Genomic DNA, 22,163 nt, shown 5'->3' with positions numbered 1-22,163 from the left:
GTGTTGTTAGCCACTCTAAAAAAAACGGCTTCAGTCGCGATCAGGCAATCGAGAAAGCCCATCGCGGCTGAAGCCGCTCCTACAGTGGATGCAGTTTGTTGTGCGGTGCGTTGGATTACGCTTTCGTCTCGGCCAGATCTTCGACCCAGAAGCGGCCGTCGGGGTAGCTGAACTCTGCGATGGAGGCGGGGTGCATTTCGGCGGAGAAGCCGGCGGCTTGCGGTGCCAGATAGCGGCCGTGCTGGATGCGCACCGGGTCGAGGAAATGCTGGTGCAAGTGGTCGACGAATTCGATGGCACGGTCTTCCATCTTGCCGGTGATCGCAACGAAGTCGGCCATGGCCAGATGCTGCACCAGTTCGCACAGGCCGACGCCGCCGGCGTGCGGGAAGACGCGGATGTTGAACTTGGCGGCCAGTAGCAGGATGGCGAGGTTTTCGTTGACGCCGCCCACGCGCGCGGCGTCGATCTGGATCAGGTCCACCGCACCGGCCTGCAGCAGCTGCTTGAACACCACCCGGTTCTGGGTGTGTTCGCCGGTGGAGACCGGCATCGGGGTGATGCCCTGGCGGATCGCGGCGTGGCCGAGCACGTCGTCCGGGCTGGTGGGTTCTTCGATCCAGGCGATGTCGAATTCGGCCAGCTGGCGCATCCAGTCGATCGCCGGGCCCACGTCCCAGCGCTGATTGGCGTCCACCGCCATCGCGATGTCCGGGCCGATCGCCGCACGCGCCAGGCGACAACGGCGGATATCGTCCTGCACGTTGGCACCGACCTTGAGCTTGATGGTGCGGAAGCCGTCGGCCACCGCTTCCTTGGCCAGCCGCACCAGCTTTTCGTCCGAGTAGCCGAGCCAGCCAGGCGAGGTGGTGTAGGCGGGGTAGCCCTGTTCGATCAGCGTGGCGATGCGTTGCGCGCGCTGCGGTTGTGCATCGCGCAGGATCGCCAGCGCTTCGTCGCGGGTGAGCGCGTCGGTGAGGTAGCGGAAGTCGATGGTGTCGACCAGCTGCTCCGGGCTGAGCTCGGCGATGTAACGCCACAGCGGTTTGTTCGCCGCGCGTGCGGCCAGATCCCAGGCGGCGTTGATCACCGCGCCGATCGCCATATGCATCACGCCCTTTTCCGGGCCCAGCCAGCGCAGCTGCGAATCGTTGGTGAGCAGGCGCGCGAACGCGCCCAGATCGGCGATGACGTCTTCCACGCGCAGGCCGACCACATGTTCGGCCAGTGCAGCTACGGCGGCGGTCTGCACATCGTTGCCGCGGCCGATGGTGAACACCAGGCCATAGCCGGCCAGATCATCCGGCGCATCGGTGCGCAGTACGACATAGGCGGCCGAGTAATCCGGATCCGGATTCATCGCATCCGACCCATCGAGCTCGCGCGAGGTGGGGAAGCGGACGTCGTGGGTATCGAGGGCGATGATGGTGCTCATGGAGGTCCTGGGCGATGGAAGGCGGGAATAAAACGCGCGAAATAAAACTGAAACGGGGGAACGGAAACGGAGAAGGGCGCCAGAGCCCCTCTCCCTCCGGGAGAGGGGTTGGGGTGAGGGTACGGACGCGAAGCGCCGACTATGTTGAAGCGCTGCAGGTACTCATGCGTTTGCAACGCAGATCGGCAAATCACTAAACGATTAACGACGCATCGATATCAACGCGCTACAGCGCTTAGTCATTCAACGCGCAGCCGCACCGCAGAAAAAATTACGCATGACGCATCAACACAAGCGCCGACACGTCACGTCTAACAACAACGGGTGACAGCGCGACGAATTGTTCGGATACGTCGCTACGTACCCTCACCCCAACCCCGCTCCGCGCCCCGGCCCGCGCTTGCGGCGCGGGCGCACCAACGCACGCGCGCCAGTGGCGCGCAAGCCGTGCCGTGGTGCCCCGAGGGGAGAGGGGCTTTAGGCAGCATCACGCGGATGCGCCACCACCGGCTGGCGCTGGCGGCCCAGGCCTTCGATCTCCAGTTCCATCACGTCGCCCGGCTTCAGATACACCGGCGGCTTTTGGCCCAGACCCACGCCCGGCGGAGTGCCGGTGCTGATCACATCGCCCGGCATCAGCGTCATGTAGCGGCTGATGTGGCTGACCAGTTCGGCCACGCCGAACACCATCGTGCGGGTGCTGCCGTTTTGATAGCGGTGGCCGTTGACCTCCAGCCACATCGACAGGTTCTGCGGGTCGGCGATTTCATCGCGGGTGACCAGCCACGGGCCGATCGGGCCGAAGGTGTCGGCGCTCTTGCCCTTGACCCACTGGCCGCCGTGTTCGAGCTGGAATTCGCGCTCGGACAAATCGTTGATCACCGCGTAGCCGGCCACGTGCGCCAGCGCCTCGTCCACCGAGACATCGCGCGCCACATCGCCGATCACCACGCCCAGTTCCACTTCCCAGTCGCTCTTGACCGAGCCGCGCGGGATGATCACGGTGTCGTTGGGGCCGCTCACCGCCGTGGTGGCCTTCATAAACAGGATCGGCATCTTGGGCACGTCCATGCCCGATTCGGCAGCATGGTCGGCGTAATTCAAACCGATGCAGATGAACTTGCCGATCTGCCCGACTGCAGCGCCGTAGCGCACGTCGCCTTCGACCAGCGGCAGCGTTGCGACATCCAGCGCGCGCAACTTGTCCAGACCAGCATTGGTGATGTGCTCGCCGGCCACATCGTCGATCACGCCGCTCAAATCGCGGATGCGGCCTTCGCTATCGATCAAGCCGGGACGTTCCTGGCCGGGGGCGCCAACGCGTACGAGTTTCATGCAGTCTTCCTTTGCAGGTGAGGAATGGAGCGGCTAGCAAACCTAGCGCGCGTGCATCGGGTGGGTAAGGACGGCGTGCTCAAATCAAAGCGGACGAGCGATACAGGTCGCATCTGGCACTGGCCGCGCCCACATTGCGGTGGGTAGCGCCGTGATGCGTTGCCGCGCTCAGTTGGACCAACCACCATCGATGATGTGGGTCTGGCCGGTGGTGAACGAGGACTCGTCCGAAGCCAGATACACCACCAGCTGCGCGATCTCGCGCGGGTCGCCCAGGCGGCCCATCGGCTGGCGGTCGGTGAAGCTCTTCCACACCGCTTGTTCGTCGCCGCCCAGCGCTTGCACGCGCTGGCCCAGCGACGGTGTCTTGATGGTGCCGGGGCAGATCGCGTTGCAACGCACGCCCTGCGCCACGTAATCGGCAGCGATGGCCTTGCTCAGCCCGATCACGGCGGCCTTGGTGACGCCGTAGACAAAGCGGTTCGGCACGCCCTTGATGCTGGAGGCGACCGAGGACATGTTGATGATGCTGCCGCGGCCCCGTTCGAGCATGCCCGGCAGTAACGCCTTGCAGGTGTAGTACATCGCATCGACGTTGATCGAAAACGAGCGCCGCCAGGCCGGCTCGTCGCAATCGAGAATGCTGCCCTGGTGCACGAAGCCGGCGCAGTTGAACAACACATCGAACGGGCCGTGCGCCGCGACCAGTGCGGCGATTGCCGAGGCATCGGTGACATCCAGCAACTGGGTGGTGATGGCCTCCGACTCGGCCGCCAGCGGCTGCAAGGCGGCGGCATCGATATCGGTGGCGATCACCTGCGCACCGGCGCGTGCGCAGGCCAGCGCGCTTTCGCGGCCGATGCCGGCGCCGGCGGCGGTGATCAGGCAGCGCTTGCCATGCAGGCGGTCGTTGGGAGTTGTAGAGATCGAGACAGTCATACCGAAGAGATTCCGTGGGTGGGGGCCGCCGGCCGTGGCAGACGATAGAACGTGCGTGCGTTGTCGCCGAACACCGCTGCGGCGTGCCCGTCGGCGTGTTTGGCGACCAGGTGCTGTGCGATGTCGAACCACTGCGCGTAATCGGCGCGCTGGGTCAGCACCGGCCAGTCGCTGCCCCATAGCAGGCGTTGCGCGCCGAAGCGTGCGAACAGATGCCCGACATACGGTTCCAGCGCTTCCACGCCGGCGCCGCGCGCCGCTTCGGTGAGCAGTCCGGAGAGCTTGCAGTGCATAGTGGGATGCTGCGCCAACGCGGCCATGCCGGCCGCCCAGGCAACGAATTCGCCCGCAGCGATCTGCGGCTTGCCGCCGTGATCGACGACCACGCGCAGGTCCGGATGGCGCTTCAGGCGCGTTTGCAGCGCCGGCACATGCACGCTGCGGATCAAGGCGTCGAACGCCAGATCGTGCGCGATCAATGCGTCGAAGGCGGCATCCAGGTCGGGCTGGGCCAGCCATTGCACATCGGCGATGTCCTGCACCATCGGGCGCAGGCCCTTGAGTACACCGCCACCGGCCTGCACCAGCGCGGCGATGCGCGCGGCGGCATCGGGCGCTGCGAAATCGACCCAACCGACCACGCCGGCAATACGCGCATCGGCGCGCGCCAGCTCGAACAGATAGCGGGTTTCGGCCTCGGTCGCGGCGGCCTGCACCACCACCACACGCTCGACATCGGCTGCGTCCAACGCATCGCTAATGTCATTGGGGCCGAAGTCGCGATACAGCGGCGCCAGCTCGGGCGTGAGCCAGTGGTAATCGCCACGGGCCAGCTGCCAGAAATGCAGGTGCGCGTCGATGCGGCTCATGGCGTGGGCATGTCCGCAGCGAGCAGGCCGTCATCGCGCAGGCGTTGCCACAGCGCTGGCGGAATCGGCGCATGCAGGCGCATGGCGGCCGATTGCACCTCGGCCACGGTGCGCATGCCGGCCACCACGGTGGTGACTGCCGGATGCGCCAGCGGGAATTGCAGCGCCACCGCACCGGTATCCACATCGAACGCCGCGCAGGCCGCGTATAGGCGCTGCGCGTGCTGCAAGGTGGCGGTGTCGACGGGTGCGTAGTTGTAGGTCGCGCCTGGGCCGCGTGCGTCGCTGAGCAGGCCAGAGCTATATGGGCCGGCCGACAGGATCGCCACGTTGCGCTGCTGTGCCTGATCGAGCAGCGCGCGCGCGCCATGCTGTTCCAGCAGCGTGTAGCGGCCGGCCAGCATCACGCAGTCGAGCGGGAAGCGTGGCAACACCTCCAGTGCCACCTCCTGCTCGTTGACGCCCAGCCCGATCGCCCCGCAGGCACCGGCCGCCTTCAGCGCCGCCATCGCCGGCAAGGCCTCCTCCAAGGCCTGGCGCAGCACGTTGGCGTGGTTGTCGCCGTGGGTCAGCGCGCCGATGTCGTGCAGCAGCAGCACGTCGATGTAATCGGTGCCCAGGCGCTCCAGGCTGGACGCGAACGCGCGCCGCACGCCGTCGCCGCTGTAGTCGAACGCGGCGCGGCGGCCGGCCACCGCAAAGCCGTCGCGCCCTGCAGCAGCCTGCGCATCGTCGTAAATGCAGCGGCCGACCTTGGTCGACAACGTGTAGGCATCGCGCGGCACACCGGCCAGACCGCGGCCCAGGCGCGTCTCGCTTAAGCCATAGCCGTAGTACGGCGCGCTGTCGAAATGGCGGATGCCGGCCTCGAACGCACCCGCCACTGCAGCCAGTGCGTCGCCCTCGTCGACTTCGGTGTACAGATTGCCGATCGGCGCGGCGCCAAAGCCCAGCGCCGAGAGCTGCACGTCGGTGCTGCCTAACCGCTTCCGCACAACGCTCACGCGCAACGCTCCGCAGGGTTTGCAATGGTCAGGCAGGCGCATACGGAATCTGGAAAGCAGCAGCTGGGCATCGCAACGTCCACCAGCCGGCCGGTGCCGGACTGTTCGCATATGAATATCGCAATCATAAGTGAACAGATCACGCTGCAGTGCAGCATAACGGCTGGCGTTGGTTCAGCGCGTCGTTCCTGCCCCAAAGCCTAAGTTGGCCTGGCACAACCGCGGTCTGCTGCACGCAGTGATGCTGGCAAGCAAACGGCGGGGCCCGGGGGACCCCGCCGTGAACCTAGAATTGCCAACCAAACGTAGCGAACACCGGCCGCGGCCGCCTGGCCGCTACTCAGTGGTCTTGATCGCCGCTCTTAACCGCAGCAGTAGCAGACGTTGCCTTGTCCTAAATCGCTGCCAAACTCCGGACACTCCGCCTTGCAGGCCCATGCACTACACGATTCGGTTTTCGGCTGTGCGTTATCGACTGCCATCACCTGGAATGCACCGAAACCGGTACTGGCCAGAAACGTCGCCGCCATCAACGCACTCCGCAAAGTTACCCAACGCTTCTTCATGCATTACTCCTTCACCGTTGCAAAAGCCGCTGGCGCGTCCGTGCGGCGCAATGCGGCAACCAGGTACTGCACCCGCTCCGTGGTATCGAACACGCCCAGATGGGAATGGCGCACGCGCCCTGCACCATCGATGGCCATCAGTAGCGGCACGTTGCGCGCGCGAAACAACATCAGCGCGCGACGATCGGTCAACGTGACCACCGGAAAATCGAAGCCATGCACATGCGCATAGCGCGCGGCCTGCGCCGCATCGCACTGGCACACGCCAAGTAACTGGGGCCGGCCAGGCAAATTGGCCTGTAATTGCCGCGCTGTACGCAGCACAGTGGGTGCCGAGCGCTGGCAGTACGGACACGTGGTGGTAAAAAAGAACAGCACCTGCGCCTGGCCCTGCGGCGCGCCAAGCAGATGACGTTGGCCCTGCGTATCGGTCACTTCGATGCGCGGCACGTACATGCCGTCATACGGTGTGCTGATGCGGGTCTGCAGCCGCTGTTGTTGCGCACGCAGTTGTTTGTTCTGCCATGCCAGTGCTGCGATCAATGCACACGCCACCAGCAAGCCGATCCAGAGCCAGGGAACACGTCGTGTCATGCCATCTCCGCAAAGCGTCCTGGGAGTCCGAGACTTGCCCGGGCATCAGCTGATGGTCAATGGTGATATCGACAACTGAGATGGCGCGCGGTGCACGGGTGTGGCTGCGATCACGCCAGCGCGCTTGGGCTTGCTAGAAATGCGGCTGGGTGTGTGCAGCGTTTGCGCAGCATGGGTTTAGCGTGTCGATCGTTATTGCGCTTTGCGGATGGATGTATGCGTTGTCGATGTGCGAGTCGGCGCGCACGTGCGTCACTCGGGACGACGCACGAACAGCAGGTTGAGATCGCGCATCGGCATGAAATTGGTTTGCTTGAACTGGAAGGTCAGCGGGTCGATCTTTTTCAGCGCGCCGTCAAAGCACAGGCTGAGCATGTCGCTCGCCGCTTGCTTGCGGATGGTCAGCTGAAAATCCTTGATCGGGCCGTTCCAGTTCTTGCCGGTGGTCAGCACATAGCGCAGGTTGGCCCAGCCCAGGCCGTGCTCACCTTCGCGGCGTTGCATGCTGGTTCTGGTCGCGGGCTCAATACAGGTGTCTTTCGCATACGACTCCAGCAGGAACGCGCTGCTCCGCGGCACGCCGGTGGACACGCTGGGCGCGTACGCATGCCGGATCTGCACGCTGCGCCGCGCGGGAAACAGCTGCTGCCAGACGAAATACTCGCTGAGCGTGAAGCGTGGCTGCTGGTCGGTGTCGATCCAGCGCGCGGGCAATGGCTTGCGTCCTTTTGGCACGTTGCCCGACTCAGCGAACGCGGCGATATCGCCGATGCTCCAACCGGTTGCGGCAAACGCCTTGGAGATGTCGCTGCCATCGTCCAGCAGCACGACGAGCTTGCGCGTGGTGGCGATCGGTTTGCCGTCCACCCACAGTTTGAAATCGGTCAGCTCGCTGTGGTCGGCCATGCCGAAATACATCGGCGGCATCGGGAAGGCGATCGGCACAGTCAACGCACGTTCGCTGTTGTTGGTGAACACATAGTCCACCTGCACGCGCTCCTCGCTGAGCAGCAAGGCTTCCTTGTCCATGCTGATATCGGGCTGATGCAATAGGCGGATGGTGCCGTTGTCGTCGCCGAAGCTGCTGTCGTTGGCCTGCGCACTGGTGCAGCCGAGCGCGGCCAGCACGAGGGCCAGCACGAGCGGGCTGCGCGGTTGAGAAAACGTGTGCATGGGTTCCCCGGAGACCGGCACGCACCGACGCGCCGCAGGCGCACAGCATGCCATGCGCTTGAAAGTGCTGGCAGAGTGAGTGCATGCGCAGCATCGGGTGCTGGCGTCTACCAGGGCGAGGACCTGTCACCGGGCCAGTCGCGGTGTACCGCACGCATCGCACGCTGCGATGCAGCGCACTGCGTGGCAAACGCAATGCAGTGCACGCGCATCAGCCGAAACGGGCGCCGTGGGCATAAGGTAGATTTCTCCTCCCCATGCCGAACCCGCACGTTCAATGCCTTCCCATATTTTCCTGCTGGCTGCGGCCGCATGCCTGTTGCTGCCAGTTCAAACTGCTTTCGCTGCTGCGCCCGACCACCCCGAGGGTGCGGGCGTTGTCCCTAGCTGCACTGCCGATGCCTACAGCTGCCCGCCGTGGATGCCGTCGCAGCGTGAGATGCGCACGGTCATCGCCGATTATTTCTGCGATGCCGCCGACCGTGGACTGATCCAGCCGAAGGTGAGCCGCGTCGTGCGTGCGCAGACCTCGCAGGTGACCTGCGCTGCGCTGGGTCAGGAACCGGGGTCCAATTTCGTGTGCGGAGGCGAGATGCAGTTCATCGGCCCGGACGGCCGTGTCGATTTCATCACCTTCAGCCCGACCATGCATCGCCAGGACGATGGCCGCTACGCCCTCTACGAAGGCAGCGACGAACACGACAACGAGGTGTGGCACGTGCCAGCGCCGCAAAGCACGTCAAAGGTCTGCACCGGCCGGTCTTTGCGCTGATTGCAGTCTGCGGATGCACCGAAACGTGGTGACTGATGGCCGCAGCAGTGTGCCGGCCGGGCTCAGTCTTCCTCGGGTGGCGGCAGCACGATGCCGTCGGCATCGATGGCCAGCTTGCCGGCCATCAGCACCGCCTGGGTGCGATTGGTGACGCCGAGCTTGCGCAGGATCGCGGTGACATGCGCCTTGATGGTGGCCTCGGACACACCGAAGTCGTAGGCGATCTGCTTGTTGAGGCGCCCGGCGCCGAGCATCTGCAGCACGCGAAATTGTTGCGGGGTGAGATCGCGCAGGCGCTGGCCCACTTCACGTTCTTCGCTGCAGGTGGGCGGCAGGTTCTGCGCTTCGGCCGGGATCCAGCGCTCGCCATCGAGCACCGTGGCCAACGCGCGCCCGATGGTGTCCGAGTCTGCGGATTTGGGAATGAAACCGAACGCGCCATGGTCGATCGCACGACGCATCACGGTGGGTTCCTCGCGTGCCGACACCACCACCACCGGCAACTGCGGATGCAGCGAACGCATGTGCACCAACGCACTGAACCCCTGCGCGCCCGGCATGTTGAGATCCATCAACAACAGATCGGCATCCGGTTGCGCATCGGCCAGGGTGTACAACGCATCCACCGTGTCGGCCTCGAACAACAGCACTCCCGGCATCACGCGCTGCACCGCCCCGCGCAAGGCCTCACGGAACAGGGGATGGTCGTCGGCGATCAGCAGGGTGGTCATTGAGGGGGGCCGTGAATCGTGAATCGGGAGTGGGGAATCGCAAAGGCAACAGCGAAGAGCAGCAAGGCAAGCAACGACAACAGCGGTGTGGTGACTTTGAAGATGAGAATTGGCAGCGATGAATGAATGTGTGGGTCGGGAACCCGCTTTTACGAATCCCCAATCCCACTCTCGACTCTCCACTCCTCAGGGAACCGCTCTGCCGATTCCCCATTCCCAACTCCCCATTCCCAACGCGCGTCAGCGCGTCAGTCGTTCGCTCACCAACGAATCCACCACCGACGGATCGGCCAGGGTCGAGGTATCGCCGAGTTGGTCCGGTGCGTTCTCGGCGATCTTGCGCAGGATGCGGCGCATGATCTTGCCCGAGCGGGTCTTGGGCAGGCCCGGTGCCCATTGCAGGTGATCCGGCGAGGCGATCGGGCCGATCTCCTTGCGCACCCAGGTGATCAACTCCTTGTGCAGTTCTTCGCTCGGGGTCTCGCCAGCGATCAAGGTGACATAGGCATAGATGCCCTGGCCCTTGACGTCATGCGGGAAGCCGACCACCGCCGCCTCGGCGACCTTGGGGTGCGAGACCAGTGCGCTTTCCACTTCGGCGGTGCCGATGCGGTGGCCGGATACGTTGATCACATCGTCCACGCGGCCGGTGATCCAGTAATAGCCATCGGCATCGCGGCGGCAGCCGTCACCGGTGAAGTAGCTGCCCGGATAGGTGCGGAAGTAGGTGTCGATGAAACGCTGATGATCGCCATAGACCGAGCGCATCTGGCCTGGCCACGAATCCAGCAGCACCAGATTGCCTTCGGTGGCGCCTTCCAGGATCTTGCCTTCGGCATCGACCAGCGCCGGCTGCACGCCGAAGAACGGCAGGGTGGCCGAGCCCGGCTTGAGATCGACCGCGCCGGCCAGCGGCGAGATCAGGATGCCGCCGGTTTCGGTCTGCCACCAGGTGTCCACGATCGGGCAACGGCTGTCGCCGACCACCTCGTAGTACCAGCGCCAGGCTTCCGGATTGATCGGCTCGCCAACGCTGCCGAGCAGACGCAGGCTCTTGCGCGAGGTCTTCTTCACCGGCGCTTCGCCATCGCGCATCAGTGCGCGGATCGCGGTGGGCGCGGTGTAGAAAATGCTGACCTTGTGCTTGTCGATCACATCCCAGAAGCGCGAGACGTTCGGGTAATTCGGCACGCCTTCGAACATCACCGCAGTGGCGCCGTTGGCGAGCGGGCCGTAGACGATGTAGCTGTGGCCGGTGACCCAGCCCACATCGGCGGTGCACCAGTAGATGTCGTCCTCGCGCAGGTCGAACACCACTTCATGCGTATAGCTGGCAAACAACAGATAGCCGGCGGTGGTGTGCAGCACGCCCTTGGGCTTGCCGGTGGAACCGGAGGTGTAGAGGATGAACAACGGGTCTTCCGCGTTCATGCGCTCGGGTTCGCACTCGGCCGGCTGGCCGTCGACCACATCATGGAACCAGCGATCGCGCGGTGCCTGCATCTCGACCGCACCACCGGTGTGTCGCACCACCAGCACCGTTTCTACCGTGTTGGTGCCGGGCAGTTTCAATGCGGCATCGACATTGGCCTTGAGCGGAATCTTCTTGCCGCCACGCAAGCCTTCGTCGGCGGTGATGATCAGCTTGCTCTGGCAATCGATCACGCGGTCGGCGATCGAGTTGGCGGCAAACCCGCCGAACACCACCGAGTGCACCGCACCGATGCGCGCGCAGGCGAGCATGGCCACGGCCGCATCGGGAATCATCGGCATGTATATGGTGACGCGATCGCCCTTGTTGACGCCGAGATTGCGCAGCGCATTGCCGAGCTTGCACACGCGCTCGTACAACTGGCGATAGGTGACCGGATAGGATTCGGCGTCCGGGCTGTCGGGTTCGAACAACAGCGCGGTCTTGTCGCCGCGCGTGGCCAGCTGGCGATCCAGGCAGTTGACGCTGGCATTGAGCTCGCCATCGCCGAACCAGCGAATATGGAAGTCGTCCAGCGCGTAGCTGACGTCCTTTACCTGGGTGGGTTGCTTGAACCATTCCAGCCGCTGCGCGGCCTTGCCCCAGAACTGCTCGGGGTGTTCGATCGATTCGCGGTACAGCGTTGCGTACTGCTCGCGCGTAATGCGCGCATCAGCGGCGAACGCGGGATCGACGGGATAAACATCAGCCATGGCACCCTCACTTGCGATGAACTTGTCGGAAGAGAGCGCGACAGCCGCCCTCGGTAGACAATCAGTGTGCCGTATCCATTCTGTCCCGGCGTTCAACCGGGCCTTAGACCTTGGTCTTAACCGCCAGAGCGCGTTATCCCAAATCCGTTCCCGGTTCTAGTGCGACGATCGGTCACCTTGTGGAATGCTGCGTTGCAGCTACGACCAAAGGCGAATAGGCTCGCAAGTGCGGACTGCCTCACGCTCCGCACAGCATCGCCATCAAGCGCGAGGCCTTCATTGGGGAGAGGGGTCTATGAAACACCGTACTGCACCATTGGTGCGCCATCCGTTGGCGGCTGCGTTGTTTTTGGCGAGCATTTTGCCGGGCGTTGCCTTCGCGCAAACGGCCAAGGAAAAGGCATTGGAAACGCGCATTGCCGAGCTCGAGCGTCAGGTACAACTGCTGGTCTCTGCACAGCAGCAACAGCAGGGCCAGATTGCCCAGACCCAGACGCAGGTGACCGAGGTGCGCACCTTGCAGGCGCAGACGCCGGCCGCACCTGTAGTGCCTGCCGGCAAGAAGCCGATCCAGCTGAGCAGCATCACGCCGAACGCGTTGCCGGGGACAACGTTTCGTTTTGGCGGTTTCATCAAGGCCGACTTCATGACCACCCGCACCAGCGACGGCGCATTGCCCGAAGGCGCGGTGGGGCGGTACCTGTACATCCCGACGCAGACGCCGGTCGGCGGCCAGGCCTCCAGCACCGACACCGACTTTCATGCCAAGTTCTCGCGCTTCAATCTGGGCGTGGACACCGTCACCGATAACGGCGACAAACTCACCGGCTTCATCGAACTGGATTTCTTCGGCAACGCGCTGGCCAACCAGGTCAACAATCTGTACGGCGGCACCTTGCGGCACGCCTACATGAGCTGGAATAACTGGCTGGCCGGCCAGACCTGGTCCAACTTCATCGATTCCACGATCCTGCCCGAGGCCGCCGACATCGTCGGGCCGACCGACGGTGCGCTGTTCAGCCGTCAGACCCAGATTCGCTACACCCGCGGCGCCTTCAGCGTGTCGGCAGAAAATCCCGAAACGCTGACCACGCCCTATCAAGGCGGCAACACCATCCTGGCCTCGGACCATGGCGCGATGCCGGACCTGACCGCGCGCTACAACTGGAAGGGCACCTGGGGCACGTTCGGGCTGTCGGCGATCGCGCGCCAGTACCGCACGCGCAGCGCGCTGACCAACGACACCGACTTCGGCGGCGCCATCGCCGGCGGTGGGCGCTGGATCATCAACTCCAACAACGACCTGCGCTATCAGCTCAGCTACGGCGAAGGCTTGGGGCGTTATCTGGGTCTGGGCAACGGCTCGGACGTGGAAATCGACATGGACGGCAACATCCAGACCGTCAGCACCGTGGCCGGCTGGGTGGCCTGGCGCCACGACTACAACGCCAAGCTGCGCAGCACCATCATGTATTCGCGCGTGGATTACGACCACGACATCGCCAATACCGGCGGGCTGGCGAGCAAATCGCAGCAGAGCATCCGCGCCAACGTCTTCTATTCGCCGCTGCCCAAGGTCGATGTGGGTGCAGAGCTGATGTACGGCCGCCGCGAAGCTGAAAACGGCGATTCCGGCGACATCTCGCGCCTGCAGTTCACCACCAAGTACAGCTTCTAAGATTCACCCCGCCGGTGGCCCGCCACGCATGTGGGCGGGCCGTGCCGCCCGCACTCCAGGAGACAGACCATGACCGTCTCGAATGAAGCACTGATCGCCAAGATCGATGCCAATCCGAAGTACCACGCGCTCAAACGCCAACGCAACACGCTGGGCTGGACGCTGACCGTGCTGATGTTGCTCGCCTATTACGGCTACATCGGCCTGATCGCCTTCGACAAGGAATTCCTCGCCAAACCGATCGGCGCCGGGGTGACCTCGATCGGCATTCCGATCGCGATCGGGGTGATGGTGTTCACCATCATCATCACCGCCATCTACGTGCGTCGTGCCAACAACACCTACGACCAGCTGACCGCGCAGATCCTGGAGGAAGCCCGCAAATGAGCAAGACTTCGCGCCTTCTCCTGATTCTGGCCGGCCTGCTGCCGGCAGGCCTCGCACTGGCCGCCGGCGGCGACATGGGCCAGGTCGACAAGCAACCCACCAACTGGGTGGCGATCGGCATGTTCGGCTTCTTCGTGCTGGGCACCTTGTGGATCACCAAATGGGCGGCGGCCAAGACCAAATCGGCCTCTGACTTCTACACCGCCGGCGGCGGCATCACCGGCTTCCAGAACGGCCTGGCGATCGCGGGCGACTTCATGTCGGCGGCCTCGTTCCTGGGCATTACCGCAGCGGTGATGGCCAACGGCTACGACGGCCTGATCTACGCGATCGGCTTTCTGGTCGGCTGGCCGATCCTGACCTTCCTGATGGCCGAACGGCTGCGCAACCTCGGCAAGTACACCTTTGCCGACGTGGCCGGCTATCGCTTCGCACCGACCGCGATCCGCAGCTTTGCCGCATCGGGCACGCTGGTGGTGGTGTTGTTCTATCTGATCGCACAGATGGTCGGCGCCGGTGCGTTGATCAAGTTGCTGTTCGGCCTGGACTACTGGGTGGCGGTGACGCTGGTCGGCGTGCTGATGATGGTCTACGTGCTGTTCGGCGGCATGACCGCCACCACCTGGGTGCAGATCATCAAGGCGGTGTTGCTGCTGACCGGCGTGACCTTCATGGCCGTGGCGATCATGTGGCACTTCAACTTCAGCTTCGAGGCGCTGTTTGCCGAGGGCGTGCGGGTCAAGACCGCGATTGCGGCCAACGGTGGTGCATCGCCGGAGGACGCAGCCAAAGCAGGCCTGTCGATCATGGGGCCGGGCGGCTTCGTCAAGGACCCGATCTCGGCGATCTCCTTCGGTATGGCGCTGATGTTCGGCACCGCCGGCCTGCCGCACATCCTGATGCGCTTCTTCACCGTTCCCGATGCCAAGCAGGCACGCAAGTCGGTGCTGTGGGCCACCACCTGGATCGGCTACTTCTACATCCTGATCTTCATCATCGGCTTCGGTGCGATCGCGCTGGTGCTGACCAACCCGCAGTTTGCCGATGTTGCCACCGGCACCATTCACGGCGGCAAGGGCGCGGCCAACATGGCGGCGGTGCTGGTCGGCAATGCAGTGGGCGGCAATGTGTTCATGGGCTTCATCTCGGCGGTGGCCTTCGCCACCATCCTGGCGGTGGTCGCAGGTTTGACCCTGTCCGGTGCTTCGGCGGTGTCGCATGACCTATACGCCACGGTGATCAAGAAGGGCAATCCGGCGCCGGGTTCGGAGCTGAAGGTCTCGCGCGTCACCACCCTGGTGCTGGGCGTGATCGCGGTGCTGCTGGGCATCGTGTTCGAGAAGCAGAACGTGGCCTTCATGGTGTCGCTGGCGTTCGCCATCGCCGCCTCGGCCAACTTCCCGGTGCTGATCCTGTCCTTGTTGTGGAAGAACTGCACCACGCGTGGCGCGGTGATCGGCGGCTTCCTGGGCCTGATCTCCTCGCTGGTGTTGACGGTGCTGTCGCCGTCGGTATGGGTGGATACGCTGGGCAATGCGGCTGGCTCGGCACCGTTCCCGTACACCTCGCCGGCGCTGTTCTCGATGACGATTGGCTTTGTCGGCATCTGGCTGTTCTCGATCCTGGATCGCAGCCCGCAGGCGGCCAACGAACGTTCCGCGTTCAAGGCGCAGCAGATCCGTGCTGAAACCGGTTTGGGTGCTTCCGGTGCGTCCGGTCACTGATCCACCGCATCACTGAGTGCTGTCACGCAGACGCCGGCCTTGTGCCGGCGTCTTGCGTTTTGGGTGGCGCGCGCCGCGAGGTCCCACCAACGCTGTTGCCTGGGCATGTGGGTTTACATCAGTCAGTGGATCCGACAGGTGCCGACCACGTTGGTGGCTTGTCGCCTCACGCATTGTGATGCGCGCCTGCCAGTTCAAGCATCGCTTCGCTTCGCCGCGCACCACTGCGCATGCGGCAGTGATCGCCATCTCGTAGAAATAGCTAATTCATGGTGAGCGACTAGGGCCTGTTAACACATCCGAAGCCCATCAACGACTAGGACGAAGCTGAGGAATCCAAGGAACATGACATCCAGCTTCTCGAAGCGCGAGAAAATCCGGCGGTAGCCTTTCAAGCGACGGAACAGTCTCTCCACTTCGTTACGCCGCTTGTACATCTCCCGGTTGTATTCCCAAGGCTCGACCCGATTGGATTTCGGCGGGACCACCGGCACGAAGCCAAGATCGAGCGCCAACTGGCGGGTTTCGTTGCCTTCGTAAGCACGGTCCATCAACAAATGAATCGGCCGCTCCACTGGCCCCAGGTGTTCAAGCAACGCGCGGCCTGCAGGTGCGTCATGCACGTTGCCAGGCGTCAATCCAAAGGTGATGGCTGTTCGAGCATCTGCGGCAACCATATGAATCTTGGTGTTCCATCCACCGCGAGACTTGCCGACGGCCTGCGGGCCGTTTTTTTTAATGCACCCGTGCCATCGGGATGGACCTTGACGCTGGTGGAGTCCAGCGAGACTGCTTCGATCTTGATGCGCACGATCTGGGACTTCTGCAATTGGGCGAACATCCGGTCCAGCACACCCGCCTTGGCCCAACGGTTCATGCGTGTGTAGACCGTATGCCAGTTGCCAAAGCGCTTGGGTAGGCCGCGCCATTTGCAGCCATGCTCGGCAACGTAAAGGATGGCGTTGACCACTTGCAGGTTGGTCATGCTGACATTGCCGCGCTGCGCCGGCAGGCAGTGTTCGATCAGAGAAAATTGTGCTGGCGTGATCTCCATGACCAATAGTTTAATCGCTCGGGCCATTAGTGTTAACAGGCCCTAAATTGACGAACGAGCCGAACGCTGATCACGCACGGCTTGGCCTCACCCCGGTATCGACCGGCTGGCGAGTGCGCTGCAAGCGAGTTCGCTGATTGCCTCGACCCGTCGGCTCTCGTCCATCCCTTGCCCTTGCTGCACCCAACCGGGACACAGAGACCATGCCTACCACCCTCGTTCCACATCCCCTTGCCCGTGCCTGCCGCCTGCTCGGCGCGCTGGCCGTGCTGGCGGCCATGCCGCAACTTGCTGCTGCATCGTGCGGCAATACCGCCAACAAGATGGCGGAGATCCTCAACGACAAGTTCACCGCCGATACCCTGGTGCTGGCCCACCGCGGCCTGTGGGGCAAATACTCGGGCGATCCATCGATTCCGGAAAACTCCAGCCGCGCCGTGCTCAATGCCGACGTGCAGTGCATGGATGGCGTGGAGCTGGACGTCAAGGTGACCCAGGACGGCATGCCGGTGCTGAGCCACGACTTCAATCTTGGGCGCACCACCGACGTGTACACCGTCGTAGGGGGCGGCAAGTACAACCCGAGCACCAACCTGGGCGCCAATCCGCTCGTCAGCAGCCTGTCGTTGGCCAACATCAAGCGACTGCACCTGCTCACGCCAAACCGTGGCACCGTCACCGGGTGGGAGATGTACAGCTTGGACGAGCTGTTTGCGTATTGGAAGCGCAACAACATGCAGCTGCCGCTGATCTTCGACGTTAAGACCGCCGATGGCGTGCGCGCGGTACACACCGCTGCCTTGAAGGCATTTCCTAATCATCCCGAGCAGGTCGTGGCGATGAAGGTCAACGCCACGTTGTTCCCGCACCCGGCCGCGTTTGCCGGTAACGCGAAGTATGTGCATGCCATTCCGGTCTACACCACCAACATGTTGTCGAAGATCGATGTGCCGGCCAGTCGTGTCGAATGGCAACGCTATGCCCACACGCTGGAAATCAACGTCAAGCAGGATGATGGCCTGTTGCAAGGCCAGAAGAACGCAGCGCGTGCCGAGGGCAAGCGTATCGCCATCTTCCAGGCCATTCCCGATGGCCCGGGTGCCGGCGAGTTCATCAGCAACAACGGTTCGTGCTGCTACCGATTGTCGCAACTGTATTCCTCGTATCAGGGGAAATCCGATACCGCAGACCATCGCGGCGATATCGGTTTTCTGATGTCGCAGCGGTTCGGGCTGATTACCACCGACGATCCGAAGTCGACCATGCGTACGCTGAAGATCAACGGGCGGCGCATTTCGCATTACGCACCGTAACGCCTTGACGGCATCCGGTGCGGCCGAGGTTGTCGCACCGGATGACCGGAAATAGTCAATCGCCGCTGTTTCTGAGGGAGATCTCATGTCCAAGTTGTTCAACGTTGCTGTGGGTCCTGCACGCGCGACACGCTACGTGTTGCTGCTGCTCGGTGCCTGCATGACCACGCAGGCCGCCATTGCATCGCCGACAGACGCAGATGGGAGGGAAGAGGCTGTGCCAGCAGAACATGCACGCCGCGAAAATGCGGACAGCGCCGCTTCCATCGAACGCGCGATCCTGGCCGAACGCGCAAGGAGCCAAGGCCTTGCCGATGATCCGCAAACGGCTGCCCTGCTGCGCGAGGCTGCCGACACCGTGCTCGCGCAGGCCGAGCGCGATCACCTGCTGCAGAGCGTGACGGTGTCGCAGGCCGATATCGCAAAGCGCTTTGCCGAGCGGCCGGGCGACTTCGACGAATTCCGACTCAGCCATGTCTTCATCGCTGAACAACCCGAGTCGGCGCCGCGGCGCAGTCATCCGTTGAGCCAGGCGCAGGCCCTGGAGCGTGCGCAGATGCTGCGCCGTCGCATCGAGCGTGGAGGCGATTTCGCCCGACTGGCCGCCGAGGAGTCCGACGATGGCGCCACTGCCGCCGACGGGGGACAGCTGTCGTCGATGTTCGGCCTTTACCTGGACACGCCGTTCGAGGTGCCGGTGCGTGCGCTGGCGGTGGGCGACGTGTCTGGCCCCGTGCGCGGCCCTGGCGGATATCACCTGATCCGTCTGGAGGAAAAGCACACCGCCACGCTCGACACCGTGGGCGGGATGATCGAAGCGCAGCTGCGCGAAAAACTGCGCGATCGCGCCATCGCCCAGCTGGTGCAGGAACGCTCTGCGGAGGCAGCGGCGCTGGCATCCTCGAACCAGAGCCAGCGCAGCGCCGATGCTGATGCGCAGCGGATCCGGCAGTGAGAGGGAACGGCGCGCTGTCCCGATGGCTGATCCTCGTGCCGCACGCGCTTGCCTTGTCAGCCTGTGGCACTGGATCGCCGCAGGCCTTCCAGACCGAAGCGAAGACGCAAGCCGGTGGTGCAGAGACGACGCACAGCACTGCCGCTGCCGCGTCGGGCGAGCGTGCCGCGGTGTCTTATGCGCGCGCGCAGACCTATAGCCACTGCGCCATGCTTGCCGAGGCGGCGCGGTCCGCGACGTCCGTTGGCGATGCGGACCTGGCGGCACCTGGTGCGCGCGCCGTGGTGTCGCAACGCGCACGCGACCATGCTGCCCAGCTGGCGGCTTGCCGGCACATTGGCGAAGGCGAGTACGCGCAGGTGGAACAACTGCTGCGTCAGGCCGCCGCCGGCGGCAATACCGACGCGCAGCTCGAATTGCTGGGTCGACGCGCACGCCTGCTGTTGGAGCGCCAACCCGCCGTCGCCGCAGACGGCAGGCCGCAACCGCTCTCCCCTTCCGCTCGTGCCGACGCCGAGCAAGTGCTGGCCGACCTTGAGGCGATGGCGATGCAGGGCAACCGGGCGGCGATGCCGGTGCTGGATCAGTTCGTGTCCTCGCCGCTGCTGGCGACCGCCGAGCCGCTGTACGGCGACGCCTGGCGACTGGTGTCCCAGCAGCCGTTCGGACATCCGTTGCCGGCTGCAGCGCCGTTGCGCGGTGAGGAGATGTTCGAGGAGATGGACGCCGCCACGGAGCGGCAGGTGGTGATGCTTGCACGGGAGCTGCATGCAAGCTGCTGCGCTCGCTGACGCGTCGGGCAGGCTGCCGTCACCCCAGCGGCAAGGCGACTGACGCACGGCGTGCACGGCAGGCGACGTCGCTGCCGGCGGGCACTAACGGAAGTAGCGCGCCTTCAACGGCAGCGTCGCCGCGCCGATCGCACAGGCATCGGCCGGCGCTTCGGCCGGTAGCAGTAGCGGCATCGGGCGGGCCTGGCCGCGGCGCGGCAGGTTGTCGATCTGCACGGCGGCGATCAGCCGCTGCGCCAGATCCGCGGGTAGGCGGCCGCCAAACACGATGGCTTCCGGGTCGCACACCGCGGTGATCGCCGAGACAATCAGCGACACGCCTGGCGCGCTGCGCGCGATCCAGCGCTCGATCGCCGGCCATGCCGGGTCGTAGGCGGCCAGTAACGCGCGTACGTCCGGCAGCGCGATGCCGTCTTCGGCGACGAGTTCGCGTAGTAACTCCAGTGTGGCGCGTTCGAGTTTCTGCGCCGGCAACATCCCGGCGAATTCACCGGCATTGCCACGCGCACCGCGCATGACCTGGCCGTCGATGACCAGGCCGCCGCCTAGGCCGTAGCTGAGATAGAGATAGGCAAAATCGCGGTGGCGACGGCCCACGCCCAGCATCGCTTCGCCAGCCGCCGCCACGCTGCCGTCGTTGTCCATCCACACCGGCTGTGCGCAGGCCTGCGCCAGCCAGGGCGCCAGCGCGAAATCGCCGAGCGCGCGCAGCGGTTCGGGCGGATTGATGCACCCGTTCTCACCGGTGAAAAATCCGCTCATCGCCAGCCCGATTCCCAGCCGTGGTCCAGGCGCGTGGTCCAGGCGTGCCAGCAAGGCCGCATCGCCGGCCTGCAGTTGCATCAGCACCGCATCGGCACTGCCGGCATCCAGGGCCAACTCGCTCACCGCCAGCACCTGGCCGGCAAAGTCCACCAGCGCCAGGGTCAGCGCATCGGTGGCGATGGAGATGCCCAGCGTGTGGCCATGCGCCGGGTTCAGCGACACAGCCACGCCCGGTTTGCCGCGTCCGGCGCGGGCCACGCCGCTGCCCATGTGAACCATGCCGCGCGCCTGCAGGCCTTCGATCAGGCGCACCGCGGTCTGCACGGTCAGCCCGGTGCCGCGGCTGAGGTCGGCGCGGGTGAGCACGCCGGCCAGGCGCAGGCGCTCCAGCATGTCGCGCTCATTGAGGCTCAGGCCCGGGAAGGGCGGCGAGTGCAGCGGCAAGGCAGAAGTGGCAATGGACGACATGGCGAGCGGTGTCACGGGGGAAGCTAGCTTAACTGCTGCGGCTGAAATAATTAATTCACAGTAAGTTACTAAATTGACGAGCTCTGCCATTGTCGGTCATCCCATGTCACGTTTCCGCACCCGTCTGTGTCCCCGTTTTTGCCTGTTGGCGCTTTGTGTGGGCACCAGCCTAAGTGCTTACGCCGCCGAGACCGTTCCTGCCGCGCCCGCTAGCGACACTGCCAGCGACACCGCCCCGGTGCAGCTGGATGCGGTGCAGGTTTCCGGCCAGCACCTGTCGATCCGCCAGGCCATCGGTGCCAAGCGCGAAGCGGCGGTGGTCTCCGACGGCGTGGCCGCCGACGATATCGGCTCGATCCCGGACTTCGGCCTGGGCGAGGCGCTGCAGCGCGTGCCGGGCGTGTCGATGGTGGTCAACAACGGCCGCGGCGAAGCGCAATTCATGAGCCTGCGCGGCTTCAACCCCGACTACAACAATGTGTTGATCGATGGCGTGGCGCTGCCCTCCACCGAAACCAGCCGGCGCGTGCAATCGCTGGATGTGATTCCCGCCTCGCTGGCGCAGCAGGTGGATATCTACAAGACCTTCAACGCCGACATGGACAGCAACGCCATCGGCGGCATCGCCGCGCTGCGCACGCGTAGCGCCTTCGATCACGACGGCCGCTTTGCCACCGTGCGTGCCAACGTGGCCGATTGGGAAAACCGCCGGCATCTGCAAGGCAGCACGCCGTCCGGGCAGGTGCAGGGCAGCTTTAGCGACACCTTCGGGCCGGACAACCGCTTCGGCGTGGTGCTGTCGGCCGATTACTTTCGCCGCGATTCGTCCTCGTTGAATACCGCCATCGACAGCTACAGCTATTACGCCAACGGTGTGCGGCAGAACCTCACGCCCGGCCTGGACCCGGACGGGCTGGCGATCGCGCCGGATCGTTTCCGTCCGCTCAGCTACGACAACGTGCGCCAGCGCCGCAGCGTGTTCGGCAAGCTCGAATACGACGACGGCGAAGACGTGAAACTGGCCTTCAGCGCCGGCGCGTTCGAGCACAGCAACGACGAGCAACGGCGCTCGCAATGGATCAACCGCGTTGGCAACGCCACGATCACAGACAACGATAGTGGCCGCTACGCGCAAGGCAGTGCGCAAGTGGATGCCAACCGTTTCGATCAGACCCGCACATTGCGTTACGCGCAGCTCGGCGGCAGCTTCCGGCTCAATCCGGAAGGCCATGTGGATGTACTGCTCAACCGCGCCACCGGCAAATACCAGCAGGACACCCGCGAGGATATATTCAGCGCCGCTGCTTCCTCGCGCCTGGGCTTTGGATATGCGCTCAGCGACGGTGCGCGCCCGAGCATCGCCTTGGTCGACCCGGGCTATTACGGCAACGCGGCCAACTACACCCAGCAGTATTTCCTGACCCGC

General features: G+C 64.3%; 19 protein-coding genes and 1 pseudogene. 8 read left to right on the top strand and 12 right to left on the bottom strand.

Features of this window, described 5'->3' with window-relative positions; genetic code table 11:
* Positions 1 to 115: 115 nt before the first annotated feature.
* The 8 genes from NDY25_RS09655 to NDY25_RS09620 all read right to left on the bottom strand — a co-directional run bounded on the left by NDY25_RS09655 (position 116) and on the right by NDY25_RS09620 (position 7,915).
* Positions 116 to 1,435, bottom strand: a complete 1,320-nt coding sequence (locus tag NDY25_RS09655) for an L-fuconate dehydratase (protein WP_168957528.1) — start codon at positions 1,433 to 1,435, stop codon at positions 116 to 118.
* A 477-nt stretch (positions 1,436 to 1,912) separates the two neighbouring features.
* Complete coding sequence (locus NDY25_RS09650; protein ID WP_168957527.1) at positions 1,913 to 2,770, bottom strand: fumarylacetoacetate hydrolase family protein; 858 nt, start codon at positions 2,768 to 2,770, stop codon at positions 1,913 to 1,915.
* A gap of 168 nt (positions 2,771 to 2,938) precedes the next feature.
* The gene (locus NDY25_RS09645) at positions 2,939 to 3,709 is read right to left on the bottom strand and encodes an SDR family oxidoreductase (protein WP_168957526.1); all 771 of its coding nucleotides are present in this window, start codon (positions 3,707 to 3,709) and stop codon (positions 2,939 to 2,941) included.
* Positions 3,706 to 4,578, bottom strand: coding sequence for an amidohydrolase family protein (locus tag NDY25_RS09640; protein WP_168957525.1), 873 nt, complete (start codon positions 4,576 to 4,578; stop codon positions 3,706 to 3,708). The genes NDY25_RS09645 and NDY25_RS09640 overlap by 4 nt, the downstream gene beginning before the upstream one ends.
* Positions 4,575 to 5,624 (bottom strand): aldo/keto reductase, encoded by a 1,050-nt coding sequence (locus NDY25_RS09635; RefSeq protein ID WP_168957524.1) that lies wholly within the window; start codon positions 5,622 to 5,624, stop codon positions 4,575 to 4,577. The genes NDY25_RS09640 and NDY25_RS09635 overlap by 4 nt, the downstream gene beginning before the upstream one ends.
* 320 nt (positions 5,625 to 5,944) lie before the next feature.
* Complete coding sequence (locus NDY25_RS09630) at positions 5,945 to 6,148, bottom strand: hypothetical protein (RefSeq protein ID WP_168957522.1); 204 nt, start codon at positions 6,146 to 6,148, stop codon at positions 5,945 to 5,947.
* A 3-nt stretch (positions 6,149 to 6,151) separates the two neighbouring features.
* The gene (locus NDY25_RS09625; protein ID WP_256627985.1) at positions 6,152 to 6,715 is read right to left on the bottom strand and encodes a peroxiredoxin family protein; all 564 of its coding nucleotides are present in this window, start codon (positions 6,713 to 6,715) and stop codon (positions 6,152 to 6,154) included.
* 279 nt (positions 6,716 to 6,994) lie between these two features.
* A complete protein-coding gene (locus NDY25_RS09620) occupies positions 6,995 to 7,915 on the bottom strand; it encodes a DUF4424 domain-containing protein (protein ID WP_168957520.1) in 921 nt (306 codons plus the stop codon).
* 277 nt (positions 7,916 to 8,192) lie between these two features.
* On the opposite strand from NDY25_RS09620, the gene NDY25_RS09615 reads away from it, so the two are divergent.
* Positions 8,193 to 8,687 (top strand): hypothetical protein, encoded by a 495-nt coding sequence (locus NDY25_RS09615; protein ID WP_168957519.1) that lies wholly within the window; start codon positions 8,193 to 8,195, stop codon positions 8,685 to 8,687.
* 62 nt (positions 8,688 to 8,749) lie between these two features.
* On the opposite strand, the gene NDY25_RS09610 is transcribed toward NDY25_RS09615, so the two are convergent.
* Positions 8,750 to 9,418, bottom strand: a complete 669-nt coding sequence (locus NDY25_RS09610; protein WP_006451671.1) for a response regulator transcription factor — start codon at positions 9,416 to 9,418, stop codon at positions 8,750 to 8,752.
* Between the two features lie 240 nt (positions 9,419 to 9,658).
* Positions 9,659 to 11,602 (bottom strand): acetate--CoA ligase, encoded by a 1,944-nt coding sequence (gene acs / locus NDY25_RS09605; RefSeq protein ID WP_168957518.1) that lies wholly within the window; start codon positions 11,600 to 11,602, stop codon positions 9,659 to 9,661.
* A gap of 295 nt (positions 11,603 to 11,897) precedes the next feature.
* On the opposite strand from acs, the gene NDY25_RS09600 reads away from it, so the two are divergent.
* From NDY25_RS09600 to NDY25_RS09590, 3 genes are all read left to right on the top strand, one after another.
* A complete protein-coding gene (locus NDY25_RS09600) occupies positions 11,898 to 13,280 on the top strand; it encodes a DcaP family trimeric outer membrane transporter (protein ID WP_168957517.1) in 1,383 nt (460 codons plus the stop codon).
* Positions 13,281 to 13,349: 69 nt separating this feature from the next.
* Positions 13,350 to 13,667, top strand: coding sequence for a DUF485 domain-containing protein (locus NDY25_RS09595; RefSeq protein ID WP_006451668.1), 318 nt, complete (start codon positions 13,350 to 13,352; stop codon positions 13,665 to 13,667).
* The gene (locus NDY25_RS09590; protein WP_168957516.1) at positions 13,664 to 15,391 is read left to right on the top strand and encodes a cation acetate symporter; all 1,728 of its coding nucleotides are present in this window, start codon (positions 13,664 to 13,666) and stop codon (positions 15,389 to 15,391) included. Before NDY25_RS09595 ends, NDY25_RS09590 begins: the two co-directional genes overlap by 4 nt.
* A gap of 290 nt (positions 15,392 to 15,681) precedes the next feature.
* Here NDY25_RS09590 and NDY25_RS09585 read toward each other — a convergent pair.
* Positions 15,682 to 16,445, bottom strand: a protein-coding gene (locus NDY25_RS09585; protein ID WP_095574585.1) for an IS5 family transposase whose coding sequence is annotated in 2 segments (ribosomal slippage) — positions 15,682 to 16,130 and positions 16,130 to 16,445 — 765 coding nt in all. Because the reading frame shifts where the segments join, the coding sequence is not laid out codon by codon here.
* A 203-nt stretch (positions 16,446 to 16,648) separates the two neighbouring features.
* Between NDY25_RS09585 and NDY25_RS09580 the strand changes: the two genes are divergently transcribed.
* The 3 genes from NDY25_RS09580 (at position 16,649) to NDY25_RS09570 (ending at position 19,504) form a co-directional block, all read left to right on the top strand.
* Positions 16,649 to 17,758: a glycerophosphodiester phosphodiesterase family protein gene (locus tag NDY25_RS09580; protein ID WP_168957515.1), complete on the top strand. Its 1,110-nt coding sequence runs from the start codon at positions 16,649 to 16,651 to the stop codon at positions 17,756 to 17,758.
* A gap of 85 nt (positions 17,759 to 17,843) precedes the next feature.
* Positions 17,844 to 18,713 (top strand): peptidylprolyl isomerase, encoded by an 870-nt coding sequence (locus tag NDY25_RS09575; protein WP_256627903.1) that lies wholly within the window; start codon positions 17,844 to 17,846, stop codon positions 18,711 to 18,713.
* Between the two features lie 35 nt (positions 18,714 to 18,748).
* Positions 18,749 to 19,504, top strand: a complete 756-nt coding sequence (locus tag NDY25_RS09570; RefSeq protein ID WP_168957513.1) for a hypothetical protein — start codon at positions 18,749 to 18,751, stop codon at positions 19,502 to 19,504.
* Positions 19,505 to 19,588: 84 nt separating this feature from the next.
* On the opposite strand, the gene NDY25_RS09565 is transcribed toward NDY25_RS09570, so the two are convergent.
* Positions 19,589 to 20,737: an ROK family transcriptional regulator gene (locus NDY25_RS09565; RefSeq protein ID WP_168957512.1), complete on the bottom strand. Its 1,149-nt coding sequence runs from the start codon at positions 20,735 to 20,737 to the stop codon at positions 19,589 to 19,591.
* A gap of 103 nt (positions 20,738 to 20,840) precedes the next feature.
* Here NDY25_RS09565 and NDY25_RS09560 point away from each other — a divergent pair.
* Positions 20,841 to 22,112, top strand: a pseudogene (locus NDY25_RS09560) (TonB-dependent receptor plug domain-containing protein); the annotation flags it as partial.
* Positions 22,113 to 22,163 lie beyond the last annotated feature (51 nt).

Source organism: Xanthomonas hortorum pv. pelargonii (genome assembly GCF_024499015.1).
In the GTDB taxonomy this organism is placed as follows: Bacteria; Pseudomonadota; Gammaproteobacteria; order Xanthomonadales; family Xanthomonadaceae; genus Xanthomonas; species Xanthomonas hortorum_B.
The sequence above is the reverse complement of the archived record's forward strand: the minus strand, read 5'-3'. Positions and strand labels throughout refer to the sequence as shown.

Excerpts from the sequence above, each read along its gene's own strand:
- NDY25_RS09655 (WP_168957528.1), bottom strand. The coding sequence starts at position 1,435 with ATGAGCACCATCATCGCCCTCGATACCCACGACGTCCGCTTCCCCACC.
- NDY25_RS09650 (WP_168957527.1), bottom strand. The coding sequence starts at position 2,770 with ATGAAACTCGTACGCGTTGGCGCCCCCGGCCAGGAACGTCCCGGCTTG.
- NDY25_RS09645 (WP_168957526.1), bottom strand. The coding sequence starts at position 3,709 with ATGACTGTCTCGATCTCTACAACTCCCAACGACCGCCTGCATGGCAAG.
- NDY25_RS09640 (WP_168957525.1), bottom strand. The coding sequence starts at position 4,578 with ATGAGCCGCATCGACGCGCACCTGCATTTCTGGCAGCTGGCCCGTGGC.
- NDY25_RS09635 (WP_168957524.1), bottom strand. The coding sequence starts at position 5,624 with ATGCGCCTGCCTGACCATTGCAAACCCTGCGGAGCGTTGCGCGTGAGC.
- NDY25_RS09630 (WP_168957522.1), bottom strand. The coding sequence starts at position 6,148 with ATGAAGAAGCGTTGGGTAACTTTGCGGAGTGCGTTGATGGCGGCGACG.
- NDY25_RS09620 (WP_168957520.1), bottom strand. The coding sequence starts at position 7,915 with ATGCACACGTTTTCTCAACCGCGCAGCCCGCTCGTGCTGGCCCTCGTG.
- NDY25_RS09615 (WP_168957519.1), top strand. The coding sequence starts at position 8,193 with ATGCCTTCCCATATTTTCCTGCTGGCTGCGGCCGCATGCCTGTTGCTG.
- NDY25_RS09610 (WP_006451671.1), bottom strand. The coding sequence starts at position 9,418 with ATGACCACCCTGCTGATCGCCGACGACCATCCCCTGTTCCGTGAGGCC.
- acs (WP_168957518.1), bottom strand. The coding sequence starts at position 11,602 with ATGGCTGATGTTTATCCCGTCGATCCCGCGTTCGCCGCTGATGCGCGC.
- NDY25_RS09600 (WP_168957517.1), top strand. The coding sequence starts at position 11,898 with ATGAAACACCGTACTGCACCATTGGTGCGCCATCCGTTGGCGGCTGCG.
- NDY25_RS09595 (WP_006451668.1), top strand. The coding sequence starts at position 13,350 with ATGACCGTCTCGAATGAAGCACTGATCGCCAAGATCGATGCCAATCCG.
- NDY25_RS09590 (WP_168957516.1), top strand. The coding sequence starts at position 13,664 with ATGAGCAAGACTTCGCGCCTTCTCCTGATTCTGGCCGGCCTGCTGCCG.
- NDY25_RS09580 (WP_168957515.1), top strand. The coding sequence starts at position 16,649 with ATGCCTACCACCCTCGTTCCACATCCCCTTGCCCGTGCCTGCCGCCTG.
- NDY25_RS09575 (WP_256627903.1), top strand. The coding sequence starts at position 17,844 with ATGTCCAAGTTGTTCAACGTTGCTGTGGGTCCTGCACGCGCGACACGC.
- NDY25_RS09565 (WP_168957512.1), bottom strand. The coding sequence starts at position 20,737 with ATGTCGTCCATTGCCACTTCTGCCTTGCCGCTGCACTCGCCGCCCTTC.